Here is a 21,235-nt window from a genome sequence, read left to right as displayed (position 1 = left end):
CTCCCTGCCACCACACGGGACCGACGTGCCGGCATGACGCGGCACTTCCGCGTCGAGAGGACTCCCTGCCATGCGTGTACTCATCGTCTCCACCCCGATCGCGAACCACTTCCTGCCACTGGTCCCGCTGGCCTGGGCCCTGCGGTCCTCGGGCCACGAGGTGATGGTGCTCGGCCAGCCGGACGTGCTGCGCTCGGTGCGGGCCGGCGGCCAGACCACGGTGACCATCGGGGAGCTCTTCAACTGTGACGACATGCTGCTCGACGGTCTGGGGCAGGAGCAGCGGCCGCTCCAGGTGCGGCCGCGCCCTGCCGCGGAGGTGCTCGGCGGCTACGGCCGGCTCTGGATGTACCACGCGAAGGCCGTGTTCGCCCGGTATCTCGAATACGCCGAGGCGTACCGCCCGGACCTGATCATCGCCGACCCGCTGGAGTACTGCTCCCTGATCATGGGCGCGGTGCTGGAGGTCCCGGTGGTCCACCACCGTTGGAGCGTCGACGAGATCTCGGGGGTGGCCCGCCGGTCGATCCGCCCGGACCTCCAGGAGCTGTGCGACAGCCTCGGCGTGCCCGCCCTGCCCGACCCCGCCCTGCTGCTCGACCCGTGCCCGCCCAGCCTCCAGGTGCCGGGCGTCGAGCAGGGCGCGCCGATCCGGTACCTGCCGTTCAGCGGCAGCGGCCAGCAGCCCTCCTGGCTGTGGGAGCGGCGGGCGCCGGGCGGGCCGCGGCGGGTGGCCGTCTCCCTCGGCAACACCCTGGAACTGAACGGCGCGCCGTTCACCCGCCGGCTGCTGCACGCACTCGCGGCGGTCCCCGACACGGAGATCGTCGCCACGGTCGGCGCGGAGCACCGGGCGCTGATCGGTGCGGTGCCCGCCCAGGTGCGCATGATCGACCCGCTGCCGCTGCAACTGCTGCTCGGCAGCTGCGACGTGATGGTGCACCACGGCGGCTCCGGCACCGCGATGTCCGGCAGCTACTTCGGGCTGCCGCAGCTCACGCTGCCCCAGCTGACCGACCACTTCGCCATGGGCGACCGGCTCACCGCGGTCGGTGTCGGTCTCACCTACCAGGAGGCCGACCAGCAGGACGACCCCCGGGTGGTGGGTGCGGCGCTGGAGGAACTGCTGTCCGACCCCGGGTACCGCGCGGCGGCGCGCGAACTGGCCGACGAGATCCGCCGGATGCCTTCGCCCGCCCAGGTCGCGCTGGACCTGGAACAACTGGCCCTGGAACAAATGAGGTGAGCAAGTCGTGCACATCGAGGAAATGACCATCCCCGGCACATTTCTGATCACACCGAACCATATCCCCGATGAACGTGGCACCTTCTACGAGTCGGTCCGGCGCGACGAATTGGAGAAGGCCACCGGAATCCCCTTCCGGGCCGAGCAGATCAACTACTCGGTGTCGAAACGCCACACCTTGCGCGGTATCCACAGCGTGACCATCCCGCCGGGGCAGGTGAAACTCATCACCTGTGTCCGGGGGGTGCTGCGCGACATCGTCGTCGACCTGCGCGTCGGCTCGCCCACCTTCGGCAAGCACCAGGTGACCGAACTGGACGCCGCCGAGGGCCGCTCCCTCTACCTTCCCGAGGGCGTCGGCCACGGATTCCTCGCGCTCACCGACGACGCCTGCATCTGCTACGTCGTCTCCAGTGCCTATGTGCCGGGAACGCAGATCGACATCAATCCGCTGGATCCCTTCCTCGACCTGCCCTGGGAGTGTCCGGAGGAACCCGTGATCTCGGCGAAGGATCTGCGGGCCCCCACCGTGGCCCAGGCCGTGGCGGCCGGCCTGTTGCCCGAGTTCAGCGTGGTCTGAGCCGGTGGCGCCACCTGACAAGGAGAGACCTTGAAGATTCTTTTCGTCGCCGCTGGAAGTCCGGCGACGGTATTCGCCCTGGCCCCCCTGGCCACCGCCGCACGCAACGCCGGGCACCAGGTTTTCATGGCCGCGAACGCGGACATGATGCCGGTTGTCGTGGAAGCCGGCCTCCCCGGACTCCCGACCACCGAGCTGCCGATCCGGCATTTCATCACCACCGACCGCAACGGCGATCCCGAGGCGATTCCCGCCGACCCGGCCGGACAGGCGCTCTTCACCGGCCGCTGGTTCGCGCGGATGGCCGCCGCGAGCCTGGCGGGCATGCTGGAGCTGACCCGCCACTGGCGTCCCGACCTCGTGGTCGGCGGCACGATGTCCTACGTCGCACCGCTGCTCGCGGCCCACCTCGGCGTCCCGCACGTGCGGCAGGCCTGGGACGCCATCGACGCCGACGGCATCCACCCCGGCGCCGACGCCGAGCTGCGGCCGGAGCTGGCGGAACTCGGCCTGGAACGGCTGCCGGAGCCGGACCTGTTCATCGACATCTGCCCGCCGAGCCTGCGTCCCGCGCACGCCGCCCCGGCCCAGATGATGCGGTACATCCCCGCGAACAAGCAGCGCCGGCTCGAACCCTGGATGTACACCCGGGGCAAGCGGCGCCGGGTGTGCGTGACCTCGGGCAGCCGGGTCGCCAAGGAGAGCTACGACAAGAACTACGAGTTCCTGCGCGACCTCGCGGGCGACCTCGCCGCCTGGGACGTCGAACTGATCGTCGCGGCGCCCGAGGAGGTGGCCGCCGCCCTGCGCACCGAACTGCCGGACGCCGGCCTGCGGGCGGGCTGGATTCCGCTGGACGTCGTCGCGACCACCTGCGACCTGCTGGTCCACCACGCCGGCGGCGTCAGCACCCTGACCGGACTCAACGCCGGCGTGCCCCAACTGCTCATCCCCAAGGGAGCCGTGCTGGAGACCCCGGCCCGCCGCATCGCCGACTACGGAGCCGCGATCACGCTGCTGCCGGGCCAGGACTCGGCCGAGGGCATCTCGGCGGCCTGCCAGGACCTGCTGGCACAACCCGGCTACCGCAAGCGCGCGCAGGAGCTCTCCACGGAGATCTCCGAGATGCCCCGGCCCGCGTCGGTCGTGGCCGCACTGGAGGAGCTGGTGAGCGGCTGAGCAACTGCCGTACGACGCCGTGCGGGGAAAGCCGTCCCGCACCGGAAAGGCAAGGCAGGAACATGAGTCGAGAGGACCTCTGATGAAGGCTCTGGTGTTGTCGGGCGGGTCGGGCACCCGCCTGCGACCTTTCAGCTACTCCATGCCCAAGCAGCTCATACCCATCGCCAACACCCCGGTACTGGAACACGTTCTGAAGAACATCCGGGACCTGGGCGTGACCGAGATCGGCGTCATCGTCGGCAACCGCGCCTCCGAGATCTCCGCCGTGCTCGGCGACGGCTCCCGGTTCGGCGTGCGCCTCACCTACATTCCGCAGGCCGCGCCGCACGGCCTGGCCCACACCGTCGCCATCGCCCGGGACTTCCTCGGCGACGAGGACTTCGTGATGTACCTCGGCGACAACATGCTGCCCGAGGGCATCGTCGGCATCGCCGAGGAGTTCACCGCGCAGCGCCCGGCGGCCCAGGTCGTGGTGTGCAAGGTCCAGGACCCGCGCTCCTTCGGCGTCGCCGAGCTGGGGCCGAGCGGCGAGGTGCTGCGCCTGGTCGAGAAGCCGGCCCACCCGCGCAGCGACCTGGCCCTGATCGGCGTGTACTTCTTCACCCCGGCCATCCACCGGGCGGTGGCCTCGATCGAGCCCAGCGCCCGCGGCGAGCTGGAGATCACCGACGCCATCCAGTGGCTGGTCACCTCGGGCGCCGAGGTGCGGGCCAGCCGGTACGACGGGTACTGGAAGGACACCGGCAACGTCGAGGACGTGCTGGCGTGCAACCGCCACATGCTCGCGGAGCTGCGGCCCTCCATCGAGGGCGAGGTCGACGCCACCAGCGTGCTGACCGGCGCGGTGGTCATCGAGCGGGGGGCGCGCATCGTGCGCTCACGCATCGAGGGCCCGGTGATCATCGGCGCCGGGACGGTCGTCGAGAACAGCGACGTGGGCCCGCACACCGCCATCGGCCGCGACTGCCTGGTGACCGGGAGTCAACTGGAGGACTCCATCGCCCTGGACGGTGCCTCGGTCGACGGCGTCCGCGGCCTGCGCAGCTCCCTCCTCGGGCGCTCCGCCTCCGTCGGCACCACCGACCGTGGTGCCGACCACTACCGCCTGGTCATCGGAGACCACACCCGAGTGGAGGTTTCGGCATGAGGATCCTGGTCACCGGAGCAGCCGGCTTCATCGGCTCGCACTTCGTCCGCAGCCTGCTCGCGAACGCGTACGCGGGCTGGGAGGACGCCCAGGTCACGGCCCTGGACAAGCTGACCTACGCGGGCAACCGCGAGAACCTGCCCGCCTCGCACCCGCGCCTGGTGTTCGTCCGCGGCGACATCTGCGACCGCGATCTGCTGCGCGACCTGATGCCGGGTCACGACGCCGTCGTCCACTTCGCCGCCGAGTCCCACGTGGACCGGTCGCTTCAGGGCCCGGGCGAGTTCTTCCGGACGAACGTGCTGGGCACCCAGACGCTGCTCGACGCCGTCAAGGACAGCGGCGTCGAGCGGGTCGTGCACGTCTCCACCGACGAGGTGTACGGCTCGATCGCCGAGGGCTCCTGGACCGAGGAGCGGCCGCTGGAGCCCAACTCCCCGTACGCGGCCTCGAAGGCGTGCTCCGACCTGGTCGCCCGGGCCTACTGGCGCACGCACGGGGTCAACCTCTCCGTCACGCGCTGCTCCAACAACTACGGGCCGTACCAGCACCCCGAGAAGCTCTTCCCGCTGTTCATCACGAACCTCCTGGAGGGCAAGCAGGTCCCGCTGTACGGCAGCGGCCAGAACATCCGCGAGTGGCTGCACGTGGACGACCACTGCCGCGCCATCCACCTGGTGCTCGACCACGGCCGCGTCGGCGAGATCTACAACGTCGGCGGCGGCAACGAGCGGACCAACCTCGCCATCACCGAGCGCCTGCTCGAACTGCACGGTGCGGGCCCCGAGATGCTCCGCCACGTCGCCGACCGCAAGGCGCACGACCTGCGCTACTCGATCGACGACACCAAGATCCGCGAGGAGCTGGGCTACGCCCCGAGGATCGACTTCGAGGACGGCCTGGCCGCCACGGTGGCCTGGTACCAGGACAACCCCGACTGGTGGAAGTCCGTCAAGTACGGAGCGGGCCGTGGCGCGAACTGACGACGGGGCAGCGGCCGGGCTCTCGGTCGTGGTCCTGGGCGGCACCGGCTATCTGGGCCCCCACATCAGCGCGGCGTTCGGCGCGACCGGGGCCCGGGTGCACCTGGTGTCCCGCAGCGCGGCCCAGGACCCGGCGGCGGACGTCCGCTCGCTGCGGCTGGACCTGCTGGCGGCCCGCCCGCAGGAGATCGCCGGACTCCTCGGCTCGCTCCGAGCCGATGTGGTGGTCAACGCGGCCGGCCGGGTCTGGCGGGCCGACGAGGCCGAGATGGCCGCGGGCAACGGCGAACTGGTCCGCCGGGTCACCGACGCACTGGCCGCGCTGCCCCGCCCCGCACGGCTGATCCAGCTCGGCACCATCCACGAGTACGGGGCCGGCACGCCGGGCTTCGGCACCACGGAGGACCAGCCGCCGGCTCCCGTCACGCCGTACGGGCGCACCAAGCTCCTCGGCACCGAGGCGGCCCTGCGGGCCGCTCAGGACCAGGGCGTGGACGTGGTGGTGCTCCGGCTCGCCAACGCCATCGGCGCCGGCGCCCCCCGGGGCAGCCTCTTCGGCATGGTCGCCGCGCACCTCGGCGAGGCCGCGCTCGCCCACGCCCGGGGAGAGCGGCCGGCCGAACTCCGGCTGCCACCGCTGCGCGCGCGCCGGGACGTCGTGGACGTGCGCGACGCCGTGGACGCCATCGTGGCCGCGGCCACCGCGCCGGGAGCGGACGTCCCGGGCCAGGTGATCAACATCGGCCGGGGCGAGGCCGTCCCGATGGGCGGCCTGATCGAGCGGATGATCACGCTCAGCGGCCTGGAGGTCCCGGTGGTCGACATCGGCGACCAGGCGCCGGCCCGCGCCGACGTGGAGTGGCAGCAGATGGATGTCTCCCGGGCGCGCAAGCTCCTGGGCTGGCAACCGCGGCGCACTCTCGACGCTTCACTGCTCCACCTGCTCGAAGCCGCAACGCCGCCACTCGACCGAAGGAACTGACGATGAGCGACCGCAAGGAACTCGTACTGGACGAGGTCCGCCGCTACCACCAGGAGACGGCGCCCAGCGGGGAGTTCGTGCCCGGCACCACCGAGATCTGGCCGTCCGGCGCGGTACTGGACGAGGAGGACCGGGTGGCCCTGGTGGAGGCCGCCCTGACGATGCGCATCGCCGCGGGTCGCAGCTCGCGCAAGTTCGAGTCGTCCTTTGCCCGCAGGCTCAAGCGGCGCAAGGCCCACCTGACCAACTCGGGGTCGTCGGCGAACCTGCTGGCCGTCTCGGCGCTGACCTCGCACCTGCTGGAGGACCGGCGGCTGAAGCCCGGCGACGAGGTGATCACCGTCGCCGCGGGGTTCCCGACCACCGTCAACCCGATCCTGCAGAACGGCCTGATCCCGGTCTTCGTGGACGTCGACCTGACCACCTACAACGCGACCGCCGAGCGGGTCGCGCAGGCGATCGGCCCCAGGACCCGCGCGATCATCCTCGCGCACGCCCTCGGCAACCCCTTCGAGGTCGCCGAGATCGCCCAACTCGCCACCGACCACGACCTGTTCCTCATCGAGGACAACTGCGACGCGGTCGGCTCCACCTACAACGGCCAACTCACCGGTACCTTCGGCGACATGACCACCGTCAGCTTCTACCCCGCGCACCACCTCACCATGGGCGAGGGAGGCTGCGTCCTCACCTCGAACCTGGCACTGGCCCGCATCGTCGAGTCGCTGCGTGACTGGGGCCGGGACTGCTGGTGCGAGCCCGGCGAGAACGACAAGTGCCTCAAGCGCTTCAAGTACCAGATGGGCACCCTGCCGGCCGGGTACGACCACAAGTACATCTTCTCGCACGTCGGTTACAACCTGAAGGCCACCGACATCCAGGCGGCGCTCGGGCTCACCCAGCTCGCCAAGCTGGACAGTTTCATCGACGCCCGCCGGCGCAACTGGCGGCGGCTGCGCGAGGGCCTGGACGGCGCGCCGGGCCTGCTGCTGCCGCAGGCGACGCCCGGCTCGGATCCGAGCTGGTTCGGCTTCGTGATCACCGTCGATCCCCAGGCCACCTTCGAGCGGGCCGAGTTGGTCGACTTCCTGGAGGAGCGGAAGATCGGCACCCGGCGGCTGTTCGCCGGCAACCTCACCCGGCACCCGGCCTACATCGACCAGCCGCACCGCGTCGTCGGCGACCTCGCCAACAGCGACATCATCACCGAGCAGACCTTCTGGATCGGCGTCTACCCGGGACTCACCGACGAGATGCTCGACTACATGACCTCCTCGATCAAGGAGTTCCTGGCCGCGCACAGCTGACCACCCGGGCCACTGGCTCCCAGAAGTACAGGACGGCGTATGGAAATTGTGGGAACCGGATTCCTCGCGCGGAATCTGCGTCCGCTGGCCGACAGGTATCCGGACACCGTCGCCCTCGCGGCCGGCGTCTCCTGGGCGAGCGGAACCTCTGACGCCGACTTCGCCAGGGAGGCCGTGCTGCTGCGGCGGACCGCGCTCCGGTGTGCGGCCGACGGCCTGCGGCTGTTGTTCTTCTCGACCGCCGCCACCGGGATGTACGGCCTGGCCGAGGGCCCCGGCCGGGAGGACGGCCCGGTGACGCCCTGCACGCCCTACGGAGCGCACAAGCTCGCACTCGAAGAGCTGCTGCGCGACACCGGTGCCGACCACCTGATCCTGCGGCTGGGCCATCTCGTGGGACCCGACCAGCCGGAGCACCAGCTGCTCCCGACGCTGCTGCGCCAGCTGCGGGAGGGAACGATCCGCATCCAGCGCGGCGCCGCCCGCGACCTCATCGACGTCACCGACGTGGTCACCGTGGTCGACCGGCTGCTCGCGCTGGACCTGCGGGCCGAGACGGTCAACGTGGCCTCGGGAGTCGCCATCCCGGTGGAGCGGATCGTCGACCACCTCCAGCACAGCCTCGGGCTGACGGCACATCGGCAGTACCAGTACGCGGGCCGCCAGCACGACATCTCGATCGAGAAGCTGCGCGCCCTCGTGCCCCAGGTCGAGCGGATGGGCTTCGGACCCGACTACTACCGCCGGATCCTCGACACCTTCACCGCCGGAACCCGGGTATGACCCCGGCCGGTCCAACAGAAGCGAGCAGGGTCATGACGTACCCGACCTCCGAACTCACGTCCCAGAAGCAGGGAGCTCTCTGATGCCGTCCCAACCCGACCGCCCGAGCGTCGCCGGCGTCGCGGTGCAGCCGCGCGAGGACGGGAACCTGTCCGCCCGCATCGCCGTGTCGGCCACCACCGCCCAGGGCGCGCAGCTGCGCACCGAGGACTTCCGCGGCTGGCTGGCGGAGCGGGGCCGGGCCAACACCTTCCGGGTGGACCGCATCCCGTTCGCCGAACTGATCGGCTGGTCGTTCGAGGAGTCCACCGGCAATCTCGTCCACCGCAGCGGCCGGTTCTTCACCGTCGAGGGCCTGCGGGTCACCGAGGAGGACGGCCCGTACGGCGACGGCCCGTACGCCCAGTGGCACCAGCCCATCATCAAGCAGCCCGAGGTGGGGATCCTCGGCATCCTCGTCAAGGAGTTCGGCGGGGTCCTGCACTTCCTGATGCAGGCCAAGATGGAGCCGGGCAACCCGAACCTGCTCCAGCTCTCGCCCACCGTCCAGGCCACCCGCAGCAACTACACCAAGGCCCACCAGGGCGGGGACGTCAAGTACATCGAGTACTTCGTCGGCCCCGGCCGCGGCCGCGTCATCGCGGACGTCCTCCAGTCCGAGCACGGCTCGTGGTTCTTCCGCAAGTCCAACCGCAACATGCTGGTCGAAGCGGAAGGCGACGTCCCGCTGCTGGACGACTTCTGCTGGCTCACTCTCGGCCAGATCAACGAACTGCTGCGCGAGGACAACGTCGTCAACATGGACTCGCGGACCGTGCTCTCCTGCCTGCCCTACCCGGACACCGGCACGGGAGCGCTGCTGTCGGACATCGAGCTGCTCTCCTGGATCACCAACGAGCGCTCCCGGCACGCCGTGCGGGCCGAGTGCGTCCCGCTGGACACCGTTCCCGGCTGGAAGCGCGGCGAGAGCACGATCGAGCACGAGGCCGGCCGCTACTTCAAGGTCGTCGCCGTGGCCGTGACGGCGGGCAACCGCGAGGTGACCGGCTGGACCCAGCCCCTGTTCGAACCGGTCGGCCTGGGCGTCGCCGCCTTCCTCACCCGGAAGTTCGCCGGCGTCCCGCACCTGCTGGTGCACGCCCGGGTCGAGGGCGGCTTCCTGGACACCATCGAGCTGGGCCCCACCGTCCAGTACACCCCCACCAACTACGCCCACCTGCAAGGGAAGGACCGCCCGCGCTACCTCGACGAGGTGCTGGCGACCGCGGCGGACCGGATCCGCTACGAAGCCGTGCACTCGGAGGAGGGCGGCCGCTTCCTCAACGCGGAGAGCCGCTACCTGATCATCGAGGCCGACGAGGAGACCGCCCCGCTGGACCCGCCGCCCGGCTACGCCTGGGTCACCCCGGCGCAGCTCACCTCGCTGGTCCGGCACGGCCACTTCCTCAACGTCCAGGCCCGCACCCTGCTGGCCTGCCTGGAGGCCGCCGGGGTCAGGGCCCGATGAGCGGGCCGACGCGGATCGGGGTGATCGGCTGCGCGGACATCGCGGTCCGCCGGATGCTCCCCGCCTTCGAGAGCTGCCCCGACACCGAGATCGTGGCCGTGGCCAGCCGTGACCCCGGCAAGGCCGCGGAGGTCGCGAGGCGCTTCGACTGCCGTCCCGTGCACGGATACGCCGAACTCCTCGAACTGGAACAGGTGCAGGCCGTCTACGTGCCGCTGCCGGCCTCGATGCACGCCCAGTGGGTCGAGGCGGCCCTGGACGCGGGCAAGCACGTCCTCGCGGAGAAGCCGCTCAGTACCGACCGGCTGCGGACCGGGCAACTCCTGGAGCGGGCCGGGGAGCTGGGCCTGGCGCTGATGGAGAACGTCATGTTCGTCCACCACCAGCGGCACGAGGCCGTGCGGCGCCTGGTCGCCGACGGCGCGATCGGCGAACTCCGCTCGTTCCACGGGGCCTTCGCGATCCCCGCACCGCCGGACGGCGACATCCGGTACGCCGCCGAGCTCGGCGGCGGGGCACTCGCGGACATCGGCGTCTACCCGCTGCGCGCCGCCCTGCACTTCCTGGGGCCCGCGTTGGAGGTCGTCGGCGCCCAACTCACGGTGGGGCGCGGGCGGGTGGTGGAGACCGCCGGCGCCGCCCTGCTGCGGACGCCCGGTGGGGTCGCCGCCCAGATCACCTTCGGCATGGACCACGCCTACCGCTCGGCGTACGAACTGTGGGGCAGCCAGGGCCGGATCACCGTCGATCGGGCCTTCACCCCACCTGCCGATCACATCCCCGTGATCGGGCTCCACCGCGGCCTGGACAGCGAGGAGATCCGGCTGGACCCGTGCGACCAGGTCGCGGCCACGGTCGCCGCGTTCGTCACCGCCGTGCGCGCCAAGGCGGCCCCGGCCCAGGACACGCTCCGGCAGGCGGCGCTGCTCGACGAGGTGCGCCGGGCCGCTTCACCCGGGACCGCGACCGGAACCGGATGAACGCTCCGGTGATGCGGGGGCGGCTGGATCTCTGGCTGCTCCCACAGCCGCAGCCGCAGGGGCGCGCGGCGCCGCTCGCGCGCCACGAACTCGACGAGGCCGAGCGGCGCCGCGCGGACTCCTTCCGCCGGCCCGCCGACCGCGATCTGTACGTGGCCGCGCACGTCGCACTGCGGCGGCTGCTGGGCGCGCACCTGCGGGTGCCTCCGGGGCAGGTGGCCTTCGCCCGGGCCAACTGCCCGCGCTGCGGCGGTCCGCACGGTCGGCCGGTGCTCGCCGGGCTGCACCCGGCCACGCACTTCTCGCTCTCCCACAGCCATGGCCTGGCCCTGATCGGCGTGGCCGGCGCCCCGGTCGGCGTCGATGTGCAGCGGCTGCCGGCGCCGGCCGGCGTCGAACTCTGCGAACCGGCTCTGCACCCGTACGAGCGGGCGGAGTTGCACGCTCGCCCCGGCGAGCAGCGGGCGGCGTTCTTCGCGCGGCTGTGGGCGCGCAAGGAGGCCTACCTCAAGGGCGTCGGCAGCGGGATCGGCCCCTGGACGTCCGAGACGTACCTCGGCGACGGCGGCCCGGGCGCACCGCGCCCACCGGGCAACTGGAGCCTGCTGGACGTGCCGTGCGGCGAGGGCCATGCGGCGGCCGCCGCGATCCGGGGCGCGAGGCCGTCGTCGGTGGCGGTTCGCAGGCTTCCCGACTGGGCCGCCGAGGTGGGCAGATCGTCGACGGACGATGCCGCTCCATCGGACGACCTAGGTCCAAGGGACGATCGGGCAATCCTTGACGACGAACCGGACGGATCAGCATGATTGAGGTCAACTAAGGTGTCAATGTGCTTGAGTGACATATCGTCAGCTAAGCTCGTGGCGTAGCACCATCGGCAGCTGAGCGCCTGGCGCCGGCGCTGCCGATTGACGGAAGGTGAGAGGGCGATGTCCCAGGACAATGTCACGGCGGAGCCCCAAGGAGCGTTATCCCAACCGCGCGGTCTCTGGGTTTCCCTGATCGCGCTGCTGATTGCGATGCTCCTGGCAACGCTCGACAATCTCATCCTCTCCGCCGCGATGCCGACCATCGTCCGCCAGCTGGGCGGCCTGGCGAATCTCTCCTGGGTCGTCACGGCCTATTCGCTCGCGACGGCCACCTCGACGCCCATCTGGGGCAAGCTGAGCGACATGTACGGTCGCAAAGGTGTTTTCGTCGCCGCGATCGTCGTATTCCTGATCGGTTCGGCGCTGGCCGGTTCGTCCCAGTCCATGGGTCAACTCATCGGCTTCCGCGCCGTGCAGGGGCTCGGCGGCGGCGGTCTGATGGTCGGCTCCTACGCGATCATGGCCGACCTGGTCCCGAGCCGGGAGCGCGGGAAGGCCCAGGGCCTGTTCTCCAGTGTGATGGGACTGGCCATGGTCGGCGGTCCGCTGGCCGGCGGCCTGATCACCGACCATCTCGGCTGGCGCTGGGGCTTCTACCTCAACCTGCCGCTGAGCGTCCTGGCCCTGGTCATGGTCATCACGGGGATCCGCCTGCCGAAGCGGCGCTCCCAGGCGCGGGCCGACTACCTGGGCGCCGCACTGCTGACCGTCGCCATCGCCACGATCGTGCTCGTCACCAGTTGGGGCGGCCACCGCTACGCCTGGGACTCCGCGACGGTCATCGGCCTGATCGCGCTGGCGCTGGTGTCGGGGGCCGTCTTCCTCTTCGTGGAGCGCCGGGCGGCCGAGCCGGTGCTGCCGCTGCAGATCTTCCACAGCGCGAACTTCTCGCTGGGCACCGTGATCGGCTTCCTGGCCGGGATCGGGATGTTCGTCGGGATGACCTTCCTGCCGCTGTTCCAGCAGGCCGCCCAGGGGGCCTCGGCCACCGGCTCCGGCCTGCTGCTGCTGCCCGTGTTCGGCGCCATGATGGGCGTCAACCTGCTCGTGGGGCAGGTCATCACCAAGACCGGCCGGTACAAGGTGTTCATCGTCGCCGGCAGCATCCTGCTCCCGCTGGGCCTGGTGCTGATGGCCCAGATGGACGCCGGCACCTCGAAGCTGCTGTCGGTGCCGTACATGGCGGTGTTCGGGGCCGGTATGGGCTGCCTGATGCAGACCGCCATGCTCATCGCGATGGAGAGCGTCCAGATGAAGGACATGGGCGTCGCCTCCTCCACCGTGACGCTCTCCCGCACCGTCGGCGGCTCGATCGGCGTGGCGGTGATGGGCTCGCTCTTCGCCCAGCGGGTGCAGAGCAGCCTGAGCGCGCACTCCGGGGCGGCATCGGGGATCCCGGCCGGGTCTGCGCAGTTGGACGTCACCGGCCTGCCGCCGGCCGTGCGCGCGGTGTACGCGCACGCGGTCACCTCCGGCATGAGCCTGGTCTTCCTGGTCAGCGCGGCGATCACCGCAACCGGGATCGTGGCCGCGTGGTTCATCAAGGAGACCCCGCTGCGGAGTTCGCCGACGCCCGGCGCCAAGGCCCCCGAACTGGCCGTCTCGGCACCGGAACAGGCCTGACCCTCCCGACGGGCACCCGACCGACGGGCACCCCACCGGTCCCCCGTCCGAGCCACTACCAGCCGGAAGGCAGCAGCAATGACGCAGCAGCGGCACACCACCGTGCGTGCGGAGATCGTCCTGGACGTGATCTGCGTGCACTCCTACCTCGGCTACACCCGCTTCGCCCGCGCGGCCGAGCGGCTGCGTGCCACCGGCGTGCAGGTCGAGGTGGACTTCCTGCCCTTCGAACTCGCCCCCGGCGCCGGGACGGTGGGGGCGCCGCTGCTGGAGGTGCTGGAGCGCACCTTCGGCCCCCAGGCCGTGGCCGGGATCGTCCAGCTCGCCGAGAGCGCGAAGCAGGACGGCCTGGACCTCCACTACGAACGGGCCGTGGCCACCGGCACGTTCGAGGCGCACCAGCTCATCGCCCGCGCCGCCGCCCAGGGCCGGGCCGAGCAGATGGTGGAGCGTCTCTTCCGCGCCCACTTCACCGACGGACTGCACATCGGCGACGCCGGCACGCTCGCCGAGCTCGCGGCCGAGGCCGGCGTCCGGACGGCCGCGGCTGCGGACACAGCCGAGGCCGGCGCCACCTCCGGTCCCGGCGCCGAGGAGCTGCGCGCCCGCCTCGACGAGGTGCGCCGCCGCGGCATCACCTCCGTCCCGGTCTTCTTCATCGACGGCCTGCCGCCACTGACCGGATCCCAGTCCGAGAGCGCGCTGTTCGCGGCGCTCTCGAACGCGGCGGGCGCCACCCCCGCCTCCTGACCAGCCCGACCAGCCCGACCATCACCATCCACTGCCGCACCGGCCGAAGGAGCACCCCGTGTCCGACAACCAACTGAAGCTCGCCGTCATCATCGGCAGCGTCCGAGAGGGGCGTTTCGGCCCGACCGTGGCCAACTGGTTCGTGGGCGAGGCCGAACGCCGCGACGACGTCCTGGTGGACCTGGTGGACCTGGCGGAGGTGCCGATCGGCCAGGCCGCCCCGTCGGCCTCGGCGCCCACCGAGGTGCTGACCGCCCTGGGCGGACTGACACCGCGCCTGGAAGCCGCCGACGCCTTCGTGGTGGTGACCCCGGAGTACAACCACAGCTACCCGGCCGCACTGAAGAACGCCATCGACTGGCACAACTCCCAGTTCCACGCGAAGCCGGTCGCGTTCGTGTCGTACGGGGGCCTCTCCGGCGGCCTGCGGGCCGTGGAGCACCTGCGGGTGGTCTTCGCGGAGCTGCACGCCGTCACGACCCGGGACACCGTGAGCTTCCACGGGCCGTGGGAGCAGTTCGACGGCGACGGCAAGCTCCTGAACCCGGAGGCGCCCGCTGCCGCGGCCAAGACCCTCCTCGACCAGGTGACCTGGTGGGCACGGGCCCTGCGGGATGCCAAGGCCATCCGCCCGTACGGCTCCTGAGGCTTCCGCCGCACCGGACCCTATTGGGCTGCATTTGCTAATTTTCGGATCGCCCTACGACAGATCCGCGTCAACTGCGTAGCGATACCGCCTTCGGACTGCTTGGCTGTGGCAGACCCCGGCACCCAGAGCGATCACCCGGGGATTCGTTCGGCCTTCAGACAGATAGGTGTTCGACATGGTTTCGAGACGCGGATTCATAGGTTCCGCGGCGGCGGCGGCGACAGGCGCCGCCGTGGGCCTGTCCGGCGCGGCGACGCCGGCTTTCGCGGCGCGGCGGAATGACACCCCGCCACCAGCGCCCTTGGTGATTATCCGGCCGGGCGACATTCAGTACGCCGCATTGGCCTCGCGCGGCTACAACACCCGTTTCGTCGCCACTCCCGACGAAATCTGGCTGGTGCACTCCGCCGACCAGGTCGAGAAGGCGATCAACCAGGCGGTCGGCAAGAACCAGCGGATTACCGTCCGCAGCGGCGGCCACTGCTTCGAGGACCTGGTCGACAATCCGGAGTTCCGTCTCCTGGTCGACACCAAGGAAATGAACCGCATCTCCTACGACGCCGACATGCAGGCGTTCGCGGTCGAGTCCGGCGCGACGCTGGGCCAGGTGTACGCCGCCCTGTACCAGGGGTGGGGGGTCGGGCTGCCGGCGGGCGTCTGCCCGGAGGTCGGCGTCGGGGGCCACGTCGCCGGCGGCGGCTACGGGCCGCTGTCCCGCAAGTTCGGCCTGTCGGTCGACCACCTGCACGCGGTCGAGGTCGTCGTACCGGGCTGCGAGGGCCAGGCGCGGACCGTGGTGGCCACCCGACGGGCGGACGACCCCAACCGCGACCTGTGGTGGGCGCACACCGGCGGTGGCGGCGGCAGCTTCGGCATCGTGACGAAGTACTGGTTCCGGACGCCGGGCAGCACCGGCACCGATCCCACCGGGTTCCTGCCGAAGCCCCCGGCGCGCGTCCTGAAGACCATGGTCACCTGGCAGTGGGCCGACCTGACCGAGGCCAACTTCACCCGGCTGGTCATGAACCACGGCGCCTGGCACGCGGCCAACAGCTCGGCCGACTCGCCGTACGCGATGATGCACAGCTCGTTCCAGCTGATGTCCTCGATGGCGACCATCGTCCAGCTGGACATCACGATGGACAACACGCTGCCCCACACGCAGAGCCTGCTCGACGCCTACCTCGCCGCGCTCTCGGCCGGGGTGTCCGCCACACCGACGGTCGCCGGTCAGGATCTGGCCTGGCTCGACTTCGCCCTGATTCCGTCGGTCCACTACGAGAACTGGACCCGCCACAAGTCCATGGGCGGATACCTGCGCAAGCCGTTCACCCAGGCGCAGGTCAGCGCGCTCTACCAGAGCCTGACCGACCCGACGCACACCGGTGGCGGTCTGGTGTACCTGGCCGCCTACGGCGGCAAGATCAACACCGTCGGCTCCTCGGACACCGCGATGGCGCAGCGGGACTCCATCATCAAGCTCTGGTACGCGTCCAACTGGGCGGACCCGGCGCGGGACCAGGCCGAGGTGGACTGGATCCGGACGCTGCGCGAGAGCGTCCACGCCTCGACGGGCGGCTTCCCGGTCCCGAACGACCAGCAGGACGGGCTCTACATCAACTACCCGGACGTGGACTCCAGGGACCCGAACTTCAACGCCACCGGCGTGCCGTGGTCGACCTTGTACTACAAGGACAATTACCCCAGGCTGCAGCGGGTCAAGCGGGCCTACGACCCCAAGAACGTCTTCCAGAACCCGCTGTCGATCGACCCCGCCTGATCTGCCCCCCGCTCACCCCCGTCGAGACCGGTCGGGGCTCTCCAGCGGCGCGGCGGGGCCGGGCCCGACACGATGACAGAGGGCCCGACCCCCGGTGGGCCCTCTGCCGCACAGTCGGCCCCGGCGAACCCGATGAGCGACCGGTCAAGGGAGGAGCCCCTGAGATGGGAGCGGCGAACACGGCGCAGGACACGCCCGAGATGCTGCCCGAGCAGGCCTGGCGGATCACCGGCGGCACCCTGGATGCAGATGAACTCGCGGCCCTGACAGCCGTGTTGCTCCGCTGCTGCGGTCGCGTGAGCGTGCCGGCGGAGCACCCGGCCCAACAGCGACGGGTCGATGCGAAGTGGCTGCCGGCCGAGGCCCGGCGCCGGGTGGCCACCTCGTGGGCGGCCGGCGCACTGCCGAGCTGGCGGGTGGCGGCCTGACGGTCCCCCGACCGCCCGGGCCGAGCGGCCACCGGTGGTCATCGTCGGTCCGCGGACCTGACGGCGATCACCGATGGCCGCAGCCATCTCCACCGGAACGCTAGGCGGGACCCGGATGCCCCAGGCGGAAGCCGACACCACGGACCGTGGTGATCCAGCTGCTCGAACCGAGCTTGCTGCGCAGGCTGCTGACGTGGGTGTCGATCGTGCGACCCGGCTGGGAGCGGGAGTCCTCCCACACCTGGGTCATGATCTGCCTGCGGGAGATGATGCTCTCGGGCTGGGAGGCCAGCAGGTACAGCAGATCGAATTCCTTGCGGGTCACATCGATGCGCCGGTTGTCGAGGCGGACCTCCCTGGTGTTCAGGGTGATGCTCAACGGGTCGTTGATGATGTCCCCCGCGGCGGGGCCCTGTGGGTGGACCCGGCGCATGACGGCCTCGATCCGGGCCATCAGCTCGGGGAAGCAGTAGGGCTTGGTGACATAGTCATCCGACCCCGCCTGGAGGCCGAGCACCCGCTCCAGCGCACTGTCGCGGGCGGTGACGACGATGATCGCGGTGTTGCACACGGACCTGATAATGCGACAGACCTCGATACCGTCCAGGTCGGGGAGATCCAGATCCATCAGTATGAGATCGGCGTTCCGATACTCCTGGAGAGCCTTGGTGCCGGTGTCCACGCTATCGGCCTGATACCCGTGCCGGCGCAGCCCCCGCACCAGGCTTCCGGCAGCCTGGACATCGCTTTCGACCACGAGCACGCTGAGCGCCGATTTAGTCTTCCGTGGCCCCGCATGGGGCAGTCTTCGCCGACCAGAGTGTTGTCGTAAGAGTTGAGGTTCAAGAACCTTCGCCGCCTGTTGATCCATCGCCGCCCCCCGGAAGTCGCGCGATACTTAGATCACAAATTACGCCCCCAAACAGCTGTAGACTAATGTGATCAGCTATGCAGGTCAATGACATTTAATGATCAACTAGTGCTTGAGCCGTAAATTCGATCTTTACAGGCGAACTGCCCGTTCGAGCAGAGGTCACCGCCATTCAGGGCCTGGCCACGGCTTTGTGCAGTTCAGCGCTGCCGCCCCCGCGGCTTCAGCGCCCCCGGCGGCAGCATTGGCGCAGCCAACCGCTCACCGGCATATCCATGCACCGCACCGAAACGGAATCCCGTCTCCCATTCTTCTCGTGCTCGCACGATCTCCTCACCGGAACGGGCAACGAAGTTCCACCACATAACGATCTCCTCCGCGAACGGCTCCCCGCCCAGGAGGAGCAGCGAGGCGTCGGTGCGGGCCAGCAGGGGGAGTTCGCGGCGGCCGCAGCCGAGGTAGAGGATCGAGCCCGGCTCCACCCGGACCCCGTCCACGTCCACGCTGCCGCTCATCGCCAGCGCCGCGTACTCGAACTCGGGCTCCAGCGGGAGGCGGGCGGCGGCGCCTTCGGCGAGGGTGAGGTCGGCGCCGACCAGTGGGGTGTGGGTGGTGCCGGGCGAGGTGGCGCCGTCGAGGGAGCCGAGGATCACGGTGCCGTGCAGGCCGGCGGCGGTGATCTCGGGGAGCTGGGCGTGGTGTTCGAAGGCGGGGGCGGTGTGGCGGTGGGCGTCGGGCAGCGCGACCCAGAGCTGTGCGCCGTGCAGGAGGCGCGCGTGCGAGCGCGGGGACTCCTCCGAGTGTGAGATGGCCCGTCCCGAGGTCATCAGGCCCAGCTCGCGCGGGCGGAGGGTCTGCAGGCTGCCCAGGCTGTCGCGGTGCAGCACCTCGCCCTGGTGCAGCCAGCTGACGGTCTGCAGGCCCATGTGCGGGTGCGGCGGGACCTGCATGCCGGGCTCGTCGGCGATGTCGTCGGGGCCGTAGTGGTCCACGAAGCACCAGGCGCCGACCATCCGCCGTCCCATGGTCGGCAGCAGCCGGCGCACCTCGGTGCTCTCGCCGAGCCGCACGGCCCGGCCGGTCAGCAGGTCACGGACCGGGCCGGTACTGGCGTCACCACCGCAGCGGGTTGCGACGGGCTTGAGATCGAGGTTGCTCACCGTCCCACCGTAGCGTCCTGACGGTCAGTCAGCGGCGACCGGCCGCCACCGGGCTCACCCACGGACCGCCGCTGCCCACCTGCGCGTCCGCCCCCGTGGCCCCCGCGACCGGGGCGCGGCGGACGCCGGTGCCCGCCAGCCGGTCGGCGAGCGAGCGCCGGGTACCCACCAGGGCGGGGACGGCGTTGGCCCAGAACAGCGCGACGGCCAGCGCCCAGCACACCGCGGCGAGCAGGAACGATCCGCCGACCAGCAGCGAGCAGGCCAGCGCGAAGCAGCCGATGTCGGCCACCGTGGTGACGGCGCCCCGGATCGCGGCCCGCCGCCCACCCAGGGCCTGGCGGACAGGCCCTGGCACCCACGGCTCGTGCCGGCCGCCGACGCGCAGCCGCAGCAGGGCCTTGCCGAGCGTCCGGCCGGACAGCGCGAGCGCCCCGAACTGGTACGCGAAGGTCAGCAGCACCAGGGCGCCCAGGCCCTGCTGGACGTCGGAGAGCGCCGAGTGCCAGAGCGAGCGGCCCAGGCCCTCGGCGGCACCGACCAGGTGCCCGTGCGACTTGACCAGCTGCCAGGCGCTCTGGCCGGCCAGCCCGGGCACGTTGGTGAGCAGCAGCCCGATCCGGTGCATCGTCACGATCACGAGCAGCGTGGCGATGGCCAGGACCAGGGCGAAGTCGACCAACCAGGCCAGCGCCCGACGCCCGACCCCAACCGCTTGGGACACGCGCTCCCCCTCCAAGAGAACAATCACACGAGAACAATCCAGTGGTGCGCGGCAGCACCGGGCCCCAGCACCGGCCTCAGCACCGGCCCCAGCACCGGCCCCAGCACCGGCCTCAGTGCCGGCCTCAGTGCCGGCAGGCCCAGCCCGCCCCTGCGGTGGCGGCCTGCGCCTGCGCGCGCAGCGAGCGCACCGCCTCCGCGGGGTCGGCCGCGCCGTAGACGGCGGAGCCGGCCACGAAGACGTCCGCCCCGGCCTCGGCGCAGCGCTCGATGGTGGCGGGCGCGACGCCGCCGTCCACCTGGAGCCACAGCTCCAGGCCGTGCTTGGTGATCAGCTCCCGGGTGCGGCGGATCTTGGGCAGCATGATGTCCAGGAACGACTGGCCGCCGAAACCGGGCTCGACGGTCATGATCAGCACCATGTCCAGCTCGGGGAGCAGGTCCTCGTACGGCTCGATCGGCGTCGCGGGCCTGAGCGCCATCGAGGCGCGGGCGCCCTTGGCCCGGATCTCACGGGCGAGGCGCACCGGCGCGGCGGCGGCCTCCACGTGGAAGGTCACCGAACCGGCGCCGGCCTCCACGTACTGCGGGGCCCAGCGGTCCGGCTGCTCGATCATCAGGTGGCAGTCCAGCGGCGTGTCGGTGGCCCGGGCCAGCGACTCCACCACCGGGACGCCCAGCGTCAGGTTGGGCACGAAGTGGTTGTCCATCACATCGACGTGCAGCCAGTCGGCTCCGCGCACCGCCTCGGCCTCCTGGGCCAGGCGGGCGAAGTCCGCGGACAGGATGCTGGGGTTGATCTGCGCCATTTCCGAAACCTTCACCACTCGACCGACCGGCCACCGACGTGGTCGCCTGCCCCTATCATCCCCTGAGCACCAGCCTCGGGCGGCACACCCCCCGGCGCACCCGCCCCGACGCGCCCTCGGAGCCGGCAGGAGGCCGCGGTGCCCCCCCTGAGCACGGTGGCCCAGGGGGTCGAGGCGACCCTCCAGCTGGTCACCGGCCCGGCCGGCGCCCGCAGTGGCCGGTACTTCGACGGACTCCGGCCCGCCACCGCGGACGACCAGGCCTACGATCCCGAGGCGCGCACCCGACTCCGTGCGCTCTCAGCGGAGTTGATGGCCGGCGCGCTCTGCTGACCCGAGCCGGGCCCGCTCACCAGGCGTACGCCTCCGGCGCCGTCCGGTACCCGGGGAAGATCTCGTCCAGCCGGTCCAGCGACTTCTGATCGAGCGTCAACTCCACTGCCCGCACGGCCGCGTGCAGCTGCTCCAGGGTGCGCGGCCCGACGATCGGCGCGGTCACGGCCGGCCGGGTGAGCAGCCAGGCGAGCGCGATGTCGCCCGGCTCGTGGCCCAGTTCGACCGCGAAGTCCTCGTACGCCTGGAGCTGCTCGCGCTTGCCGGCCACCGCGTCGGCCGCCCGCCCGCTCAGCCGCCGCACCCCCTCGCGGTCCTTGCGCAGCACGCCGCCGAGCAGTCCGCCGTGCAGCGGCGACGCTCTTCGGTATGCGGGCCGAAGTTCATGGTGCCCAGGCAGAGACGGGAGACGCGCAGGCCGGTCCGGCCGAGGTTGGTGTACTCCATGATCCAAGCCTCTGCCGCGACCGGCCTCTTGTCCAGTGCCTTACCCGCCCGTTGACGATCCGTCAGGCGGTGCGGCGCATCGCCCAGCCGGTGCGG

The 21,235-nt window shown here is 71.1% G+C and carries 22 protein-coding genes; 17 read left to right on the top strand and 5 right to left on the bottom strand.

Annotated elements, in window-relative coordinates:
- Positions 1–70: 70 nt before the first annotated feature.
- The 16 genes from ACFZB9_RS28350 to ACFZB9_RS28275 all read left to right on the top strand — a co-directional run bounded on the left by ACFZB9_RS28350 (position 71) and on the right by ACFZB9_RS28275 (position 16,796).
- Positions 71–1,246, top strand: coding sequence for a nucleotide disphospho-sugar-binding domain-containing protein (locus tag ACFZB9_RS28350; protein ID WP_391451775.1), 1,176 nt, complete (start codon positions 71–73; stop codon positions 1,244–1,246).
- Positions 1,247–1,253: 7 nt separating this feature from the next.
- On the top strand, positions 1,254–1,826 hold the full coding sequence (locus ACFZB9_RS28345) for a dTDP-4-dehydrorhamnose 3,5-epimerase family protein (protein ID WP_391451773.1): 573 nt from the start codon (positions 1,254–1,256) through the stop codon (positions 1,824–1,826).
- Positions 1,827–1,856: 30 nt separating this feature from the next.
- The gene (locus tag ACFZB9_RS28340) at positions 1,857–3,005 is read left to right on the top strand and encodes a nucleotide disphospho-sugar-binding domain-containing protein (RefSeq protein WP_391451771.1); all 1,149 of its coding nucleotides are present in this window, start codon (positions 1,857–1,859) and stop codon (positions 3,003–3,005) included.
- An 82-nt stretch (positions 3,006–3,087) separates the two neighbouring features.
- Entirely contained in the window at positions 3,088–4,155 is a 1,068-nt protein-coding gene (locus ACFZB9_RS28335) for a glucose-1-phosphate thymidylyltransferase (protein WP_391451770.1), read from the top strand.
- Positions 4,152–5,138: a dTDP-glucose 4,6-dehydratase gene (gene rfbB / locus ACFZB9_RS28330; protein WP_391451768.1), complete on the top strand. Its 987-nt coding sequence runs from the start codon at positions 4,152–4,154 to the stop codon at positions 5,136–5,138. Before ACFZB9_RS28335 ends, rfbB begins: the two co-directional genes overlap by 4 nt.
- Positions 5,125–6,120 carry an NAD-dependent epimerase/dehydratase family protein gene (locus ACFZB9_RS28325; protein WP_391451766.1) on the top strand — a complete coding sequence of 332 codons (996 nt, stop codon included), beginning with the start codon at positions 5,125–5,127 and terminating at the stop codon, positions 6,118–6,120. The genes rfbB and ACFZB9_RS28325 overlap by 14 nt, the downstream gene beginning before the upstream one ends.
- A gap of 2 nt (positions 6,121–6,122) precedes the next feature.
- Positions 6,123–7,427, top strand: coding sequence for a lipopolysaccharide biosynthesis protein RfbH (gene rfbH / locus ACFZB9_RS28320; RefSeq protein ID WP_391451765.1), 1,305 nt, complete (start codon positions 6,123–6,125; stop codon positions 7,425–7,427).
- Between the two features lie 39 nt (positions 7,428–7,466).
- Positions 7,467–8,210, top strand: a complete 744-nt coding sequence (locus tag ACFZB9_RS28315; RefSeq protein ID WP_391451764.1) for an NAD-dependent epimerase/dehydratase family protein — start codon at positions 7,467–7,469, stop codon at positions 8,208–8,210.
- An 82-nt stretch (positions 8,211–8,292) separates the two neighbouring features.
- Entirely contained in the window at positions 8,293–9,717 is a 1,425-nt protein-coding gene (locus ACFZB9_RS28310) for an NDP-hexose 2,3-dehydratase family protein (protein WP_391451763.1), read from the top strand.
- Complete coding sequence (locus tag ACFZB9_RS28305) at positions 9,714–10,697, top strand: Gfo/Idh/MocA family protein (protein ID WP_391451761.1); 984 nt, start codon at positions 9,714–9,716, stop codon at positions 10,695–10,697. Before ACFZB9_RS28310 ends, ACFZB9_RS28305 begins: the two co-directional genes overlap by 4 nt.
- A gap of 11 nt (positions 10,698–10,708) precedes the next feature.
- Positions 10,709–11,503 carry a 4'-phosphopantetheinyl transferase family protein gene (locus ACFZB9_RS28300; RefSeq protein WP_391451760.1) on the top strand — a complete coding sequence of 265 codons (795 nt, stop codon included), beginning with the start codon at positions 10,709–10,711 and terminating at the stop codon, positions 11,501–11,503.
- Between the two features lie 123 nt (positions 11,504–11,626).
- Positions 11,627–13,189, top strand: a complete 1,563-nt coding sequence (locus ACFZB9_RS28295; protein ID WP_391451759.1) for an MDR family MFS transporter — start codon at positions 11,627–11,629, stop codon at positions 13,187–13,189.
- A 78-nt stretch (positions 13,190–13,267) separates the two neighbouring features.
- Positions 13,268–13,939: a DsbA family protein gene (locus tag ACFZB9_RS28290; protein ID WP_391451758.1), complete on the top strand. Its 672-nt coding sequence runs from the start codon at positions 13,268–13,270 to the stop codon at positions 13,937–13,939.
- A 58-nt stretch (positions 13,940–13,997) separates the two neighbouring features.
- The gene (locus tag ACFZB9_RS28285) at positions 13,998–14,585 is read left to right on the top strand and encodes an NADPH-dependent FMN reductase (RefSeq protein ID WP_391451757.1); all 588 of its coding nucleotides are present in this window, start codon (positions 13,998–14,000) and stop codon (positions 14,583–14,585) included.
- Between the two features lie 307 nt (positions 14,586–14,892).
- Positions 14,893–16,368, top strand: a complete 1,476-nt coding sequence (locus ACFZB9_RS28280; RefSeq protein ID WP_391451755.1) for an FAD-binding oxidoreductase — start codon at positions 14,893–14,895, stop codon at positions 16,366–16,368.
- Positions 16,369–16,532: 164 nt separating this feature from the next.
- Complete coding sequence (locus ACFZB9_RS28275; RefSeq protein ID WP_391451753.1) at positions 16,533–16,796, top strand: hypothetical protein; 264 nt, start codon at positions 16,533–16,535, stop codon at positions 16,794–16,796.
- Positions 16,797–16,896: 100 nt separating this feature from the next.
- Here the strand turns inward: ACFZB9_RS28275 and ACFZB9_RS28270 are convergent, their stop codons facing one another.
- The 4 genes from ACFZB9_RS28270 to rpe form a co-directional block, all read right to left on the bottom strand.
- Entirely contained in the window at positions 16,897–17,559 is a 663-nt protein-coding gene (locus tag ACFZB9_RS28270; RefSeq protein WP_391451751.1) for a response regulator transcription factor, read from the bottom strand.
- Positions 17,560–17,867: 308 nt separating this feature from the next.
- Positions 17,868–18,827 carry a pirin family protein gene (locus tag ACFZB9_RS28265; protein ID WP_391451749.1) on the bottom strand — a complete coding sequence of 320 codons (960 nt, stop codon included), beginning with the start codon at positions 18,825–18,827 and terminating at the stop codon, positions 17,868–17,870.
- 28 nt (positions 18,828–18,855) lie between these two features.
- The gene (locus ACFZB9_RS28260) at positions 18,856–19,551 is read right to left on the bottom strand and encodes an RDD family protein (RefSeq protein WP_391451748.1); all 696 of its coding nucleotides are present in this window, start codon (positions 19,549–19,551) and stop codon (positions 18,856–18,858) included.
- Between the two features lie 124 nt (positions 19,552–19,675).
- Positions 19,676–20,359, bottom strand: a complete 684-nt coding sequence (gene rpe, locus ACFZB9_RS28255) for a ribulose-phosphate 3-epimerase (RefSeq protein WP_391451746.1) — start codon at positions 20,357–20,359, stop codon at positions 19,676–19,678.
- A 138-nt stretch (positions 20,360–20,497) separates the two neighbouring features.
- On the opposite strand from rpe, the gene ACFZB9_RS28250 reads away from it, so the two are divergent.
- Positions 20,498–20,692 (top strand): hypothetical protein, encoded by a 195-nt coding sequence (locus ACFZB9_RS28250; protein ID WP_391451745.1) that lies wholly within the window; start codon positions 20,498–20,500, stop codon positions 20,690–20,692.
- 16 nt (positions 20,693–20,708) lie between these two features.
- Here the strand turns inward: ACFZB9_RS28250 and ACFZB9_RS28245 are convergent, their stop codons facing one another.
- Entirely contained in the window at positions 20,709–21,146 is a 438-nt protein-coding gene (locus tag ACFZB9_RS28245; RefSeq protein ID WP_391451744.1) for an aldo/keto reductase, read from the bottom strand.
- Positions 21,147–21,235: the final 89 nt, after the last annotated feature.

Origin of the sequence: Kitasatospora sp. NPDC008050, assembly GCF_042957465.1 — a bacterium.
GTDB lineage: Bacteria > Actinomycetota > Actinomycetes > Streptomycetales > Streptomycetaceae > Kitasatospora.
Note: the sequence above shows the minus strand (reverse complement) of the source record. Positions and strands in the feature narration are given on the sequence as shown.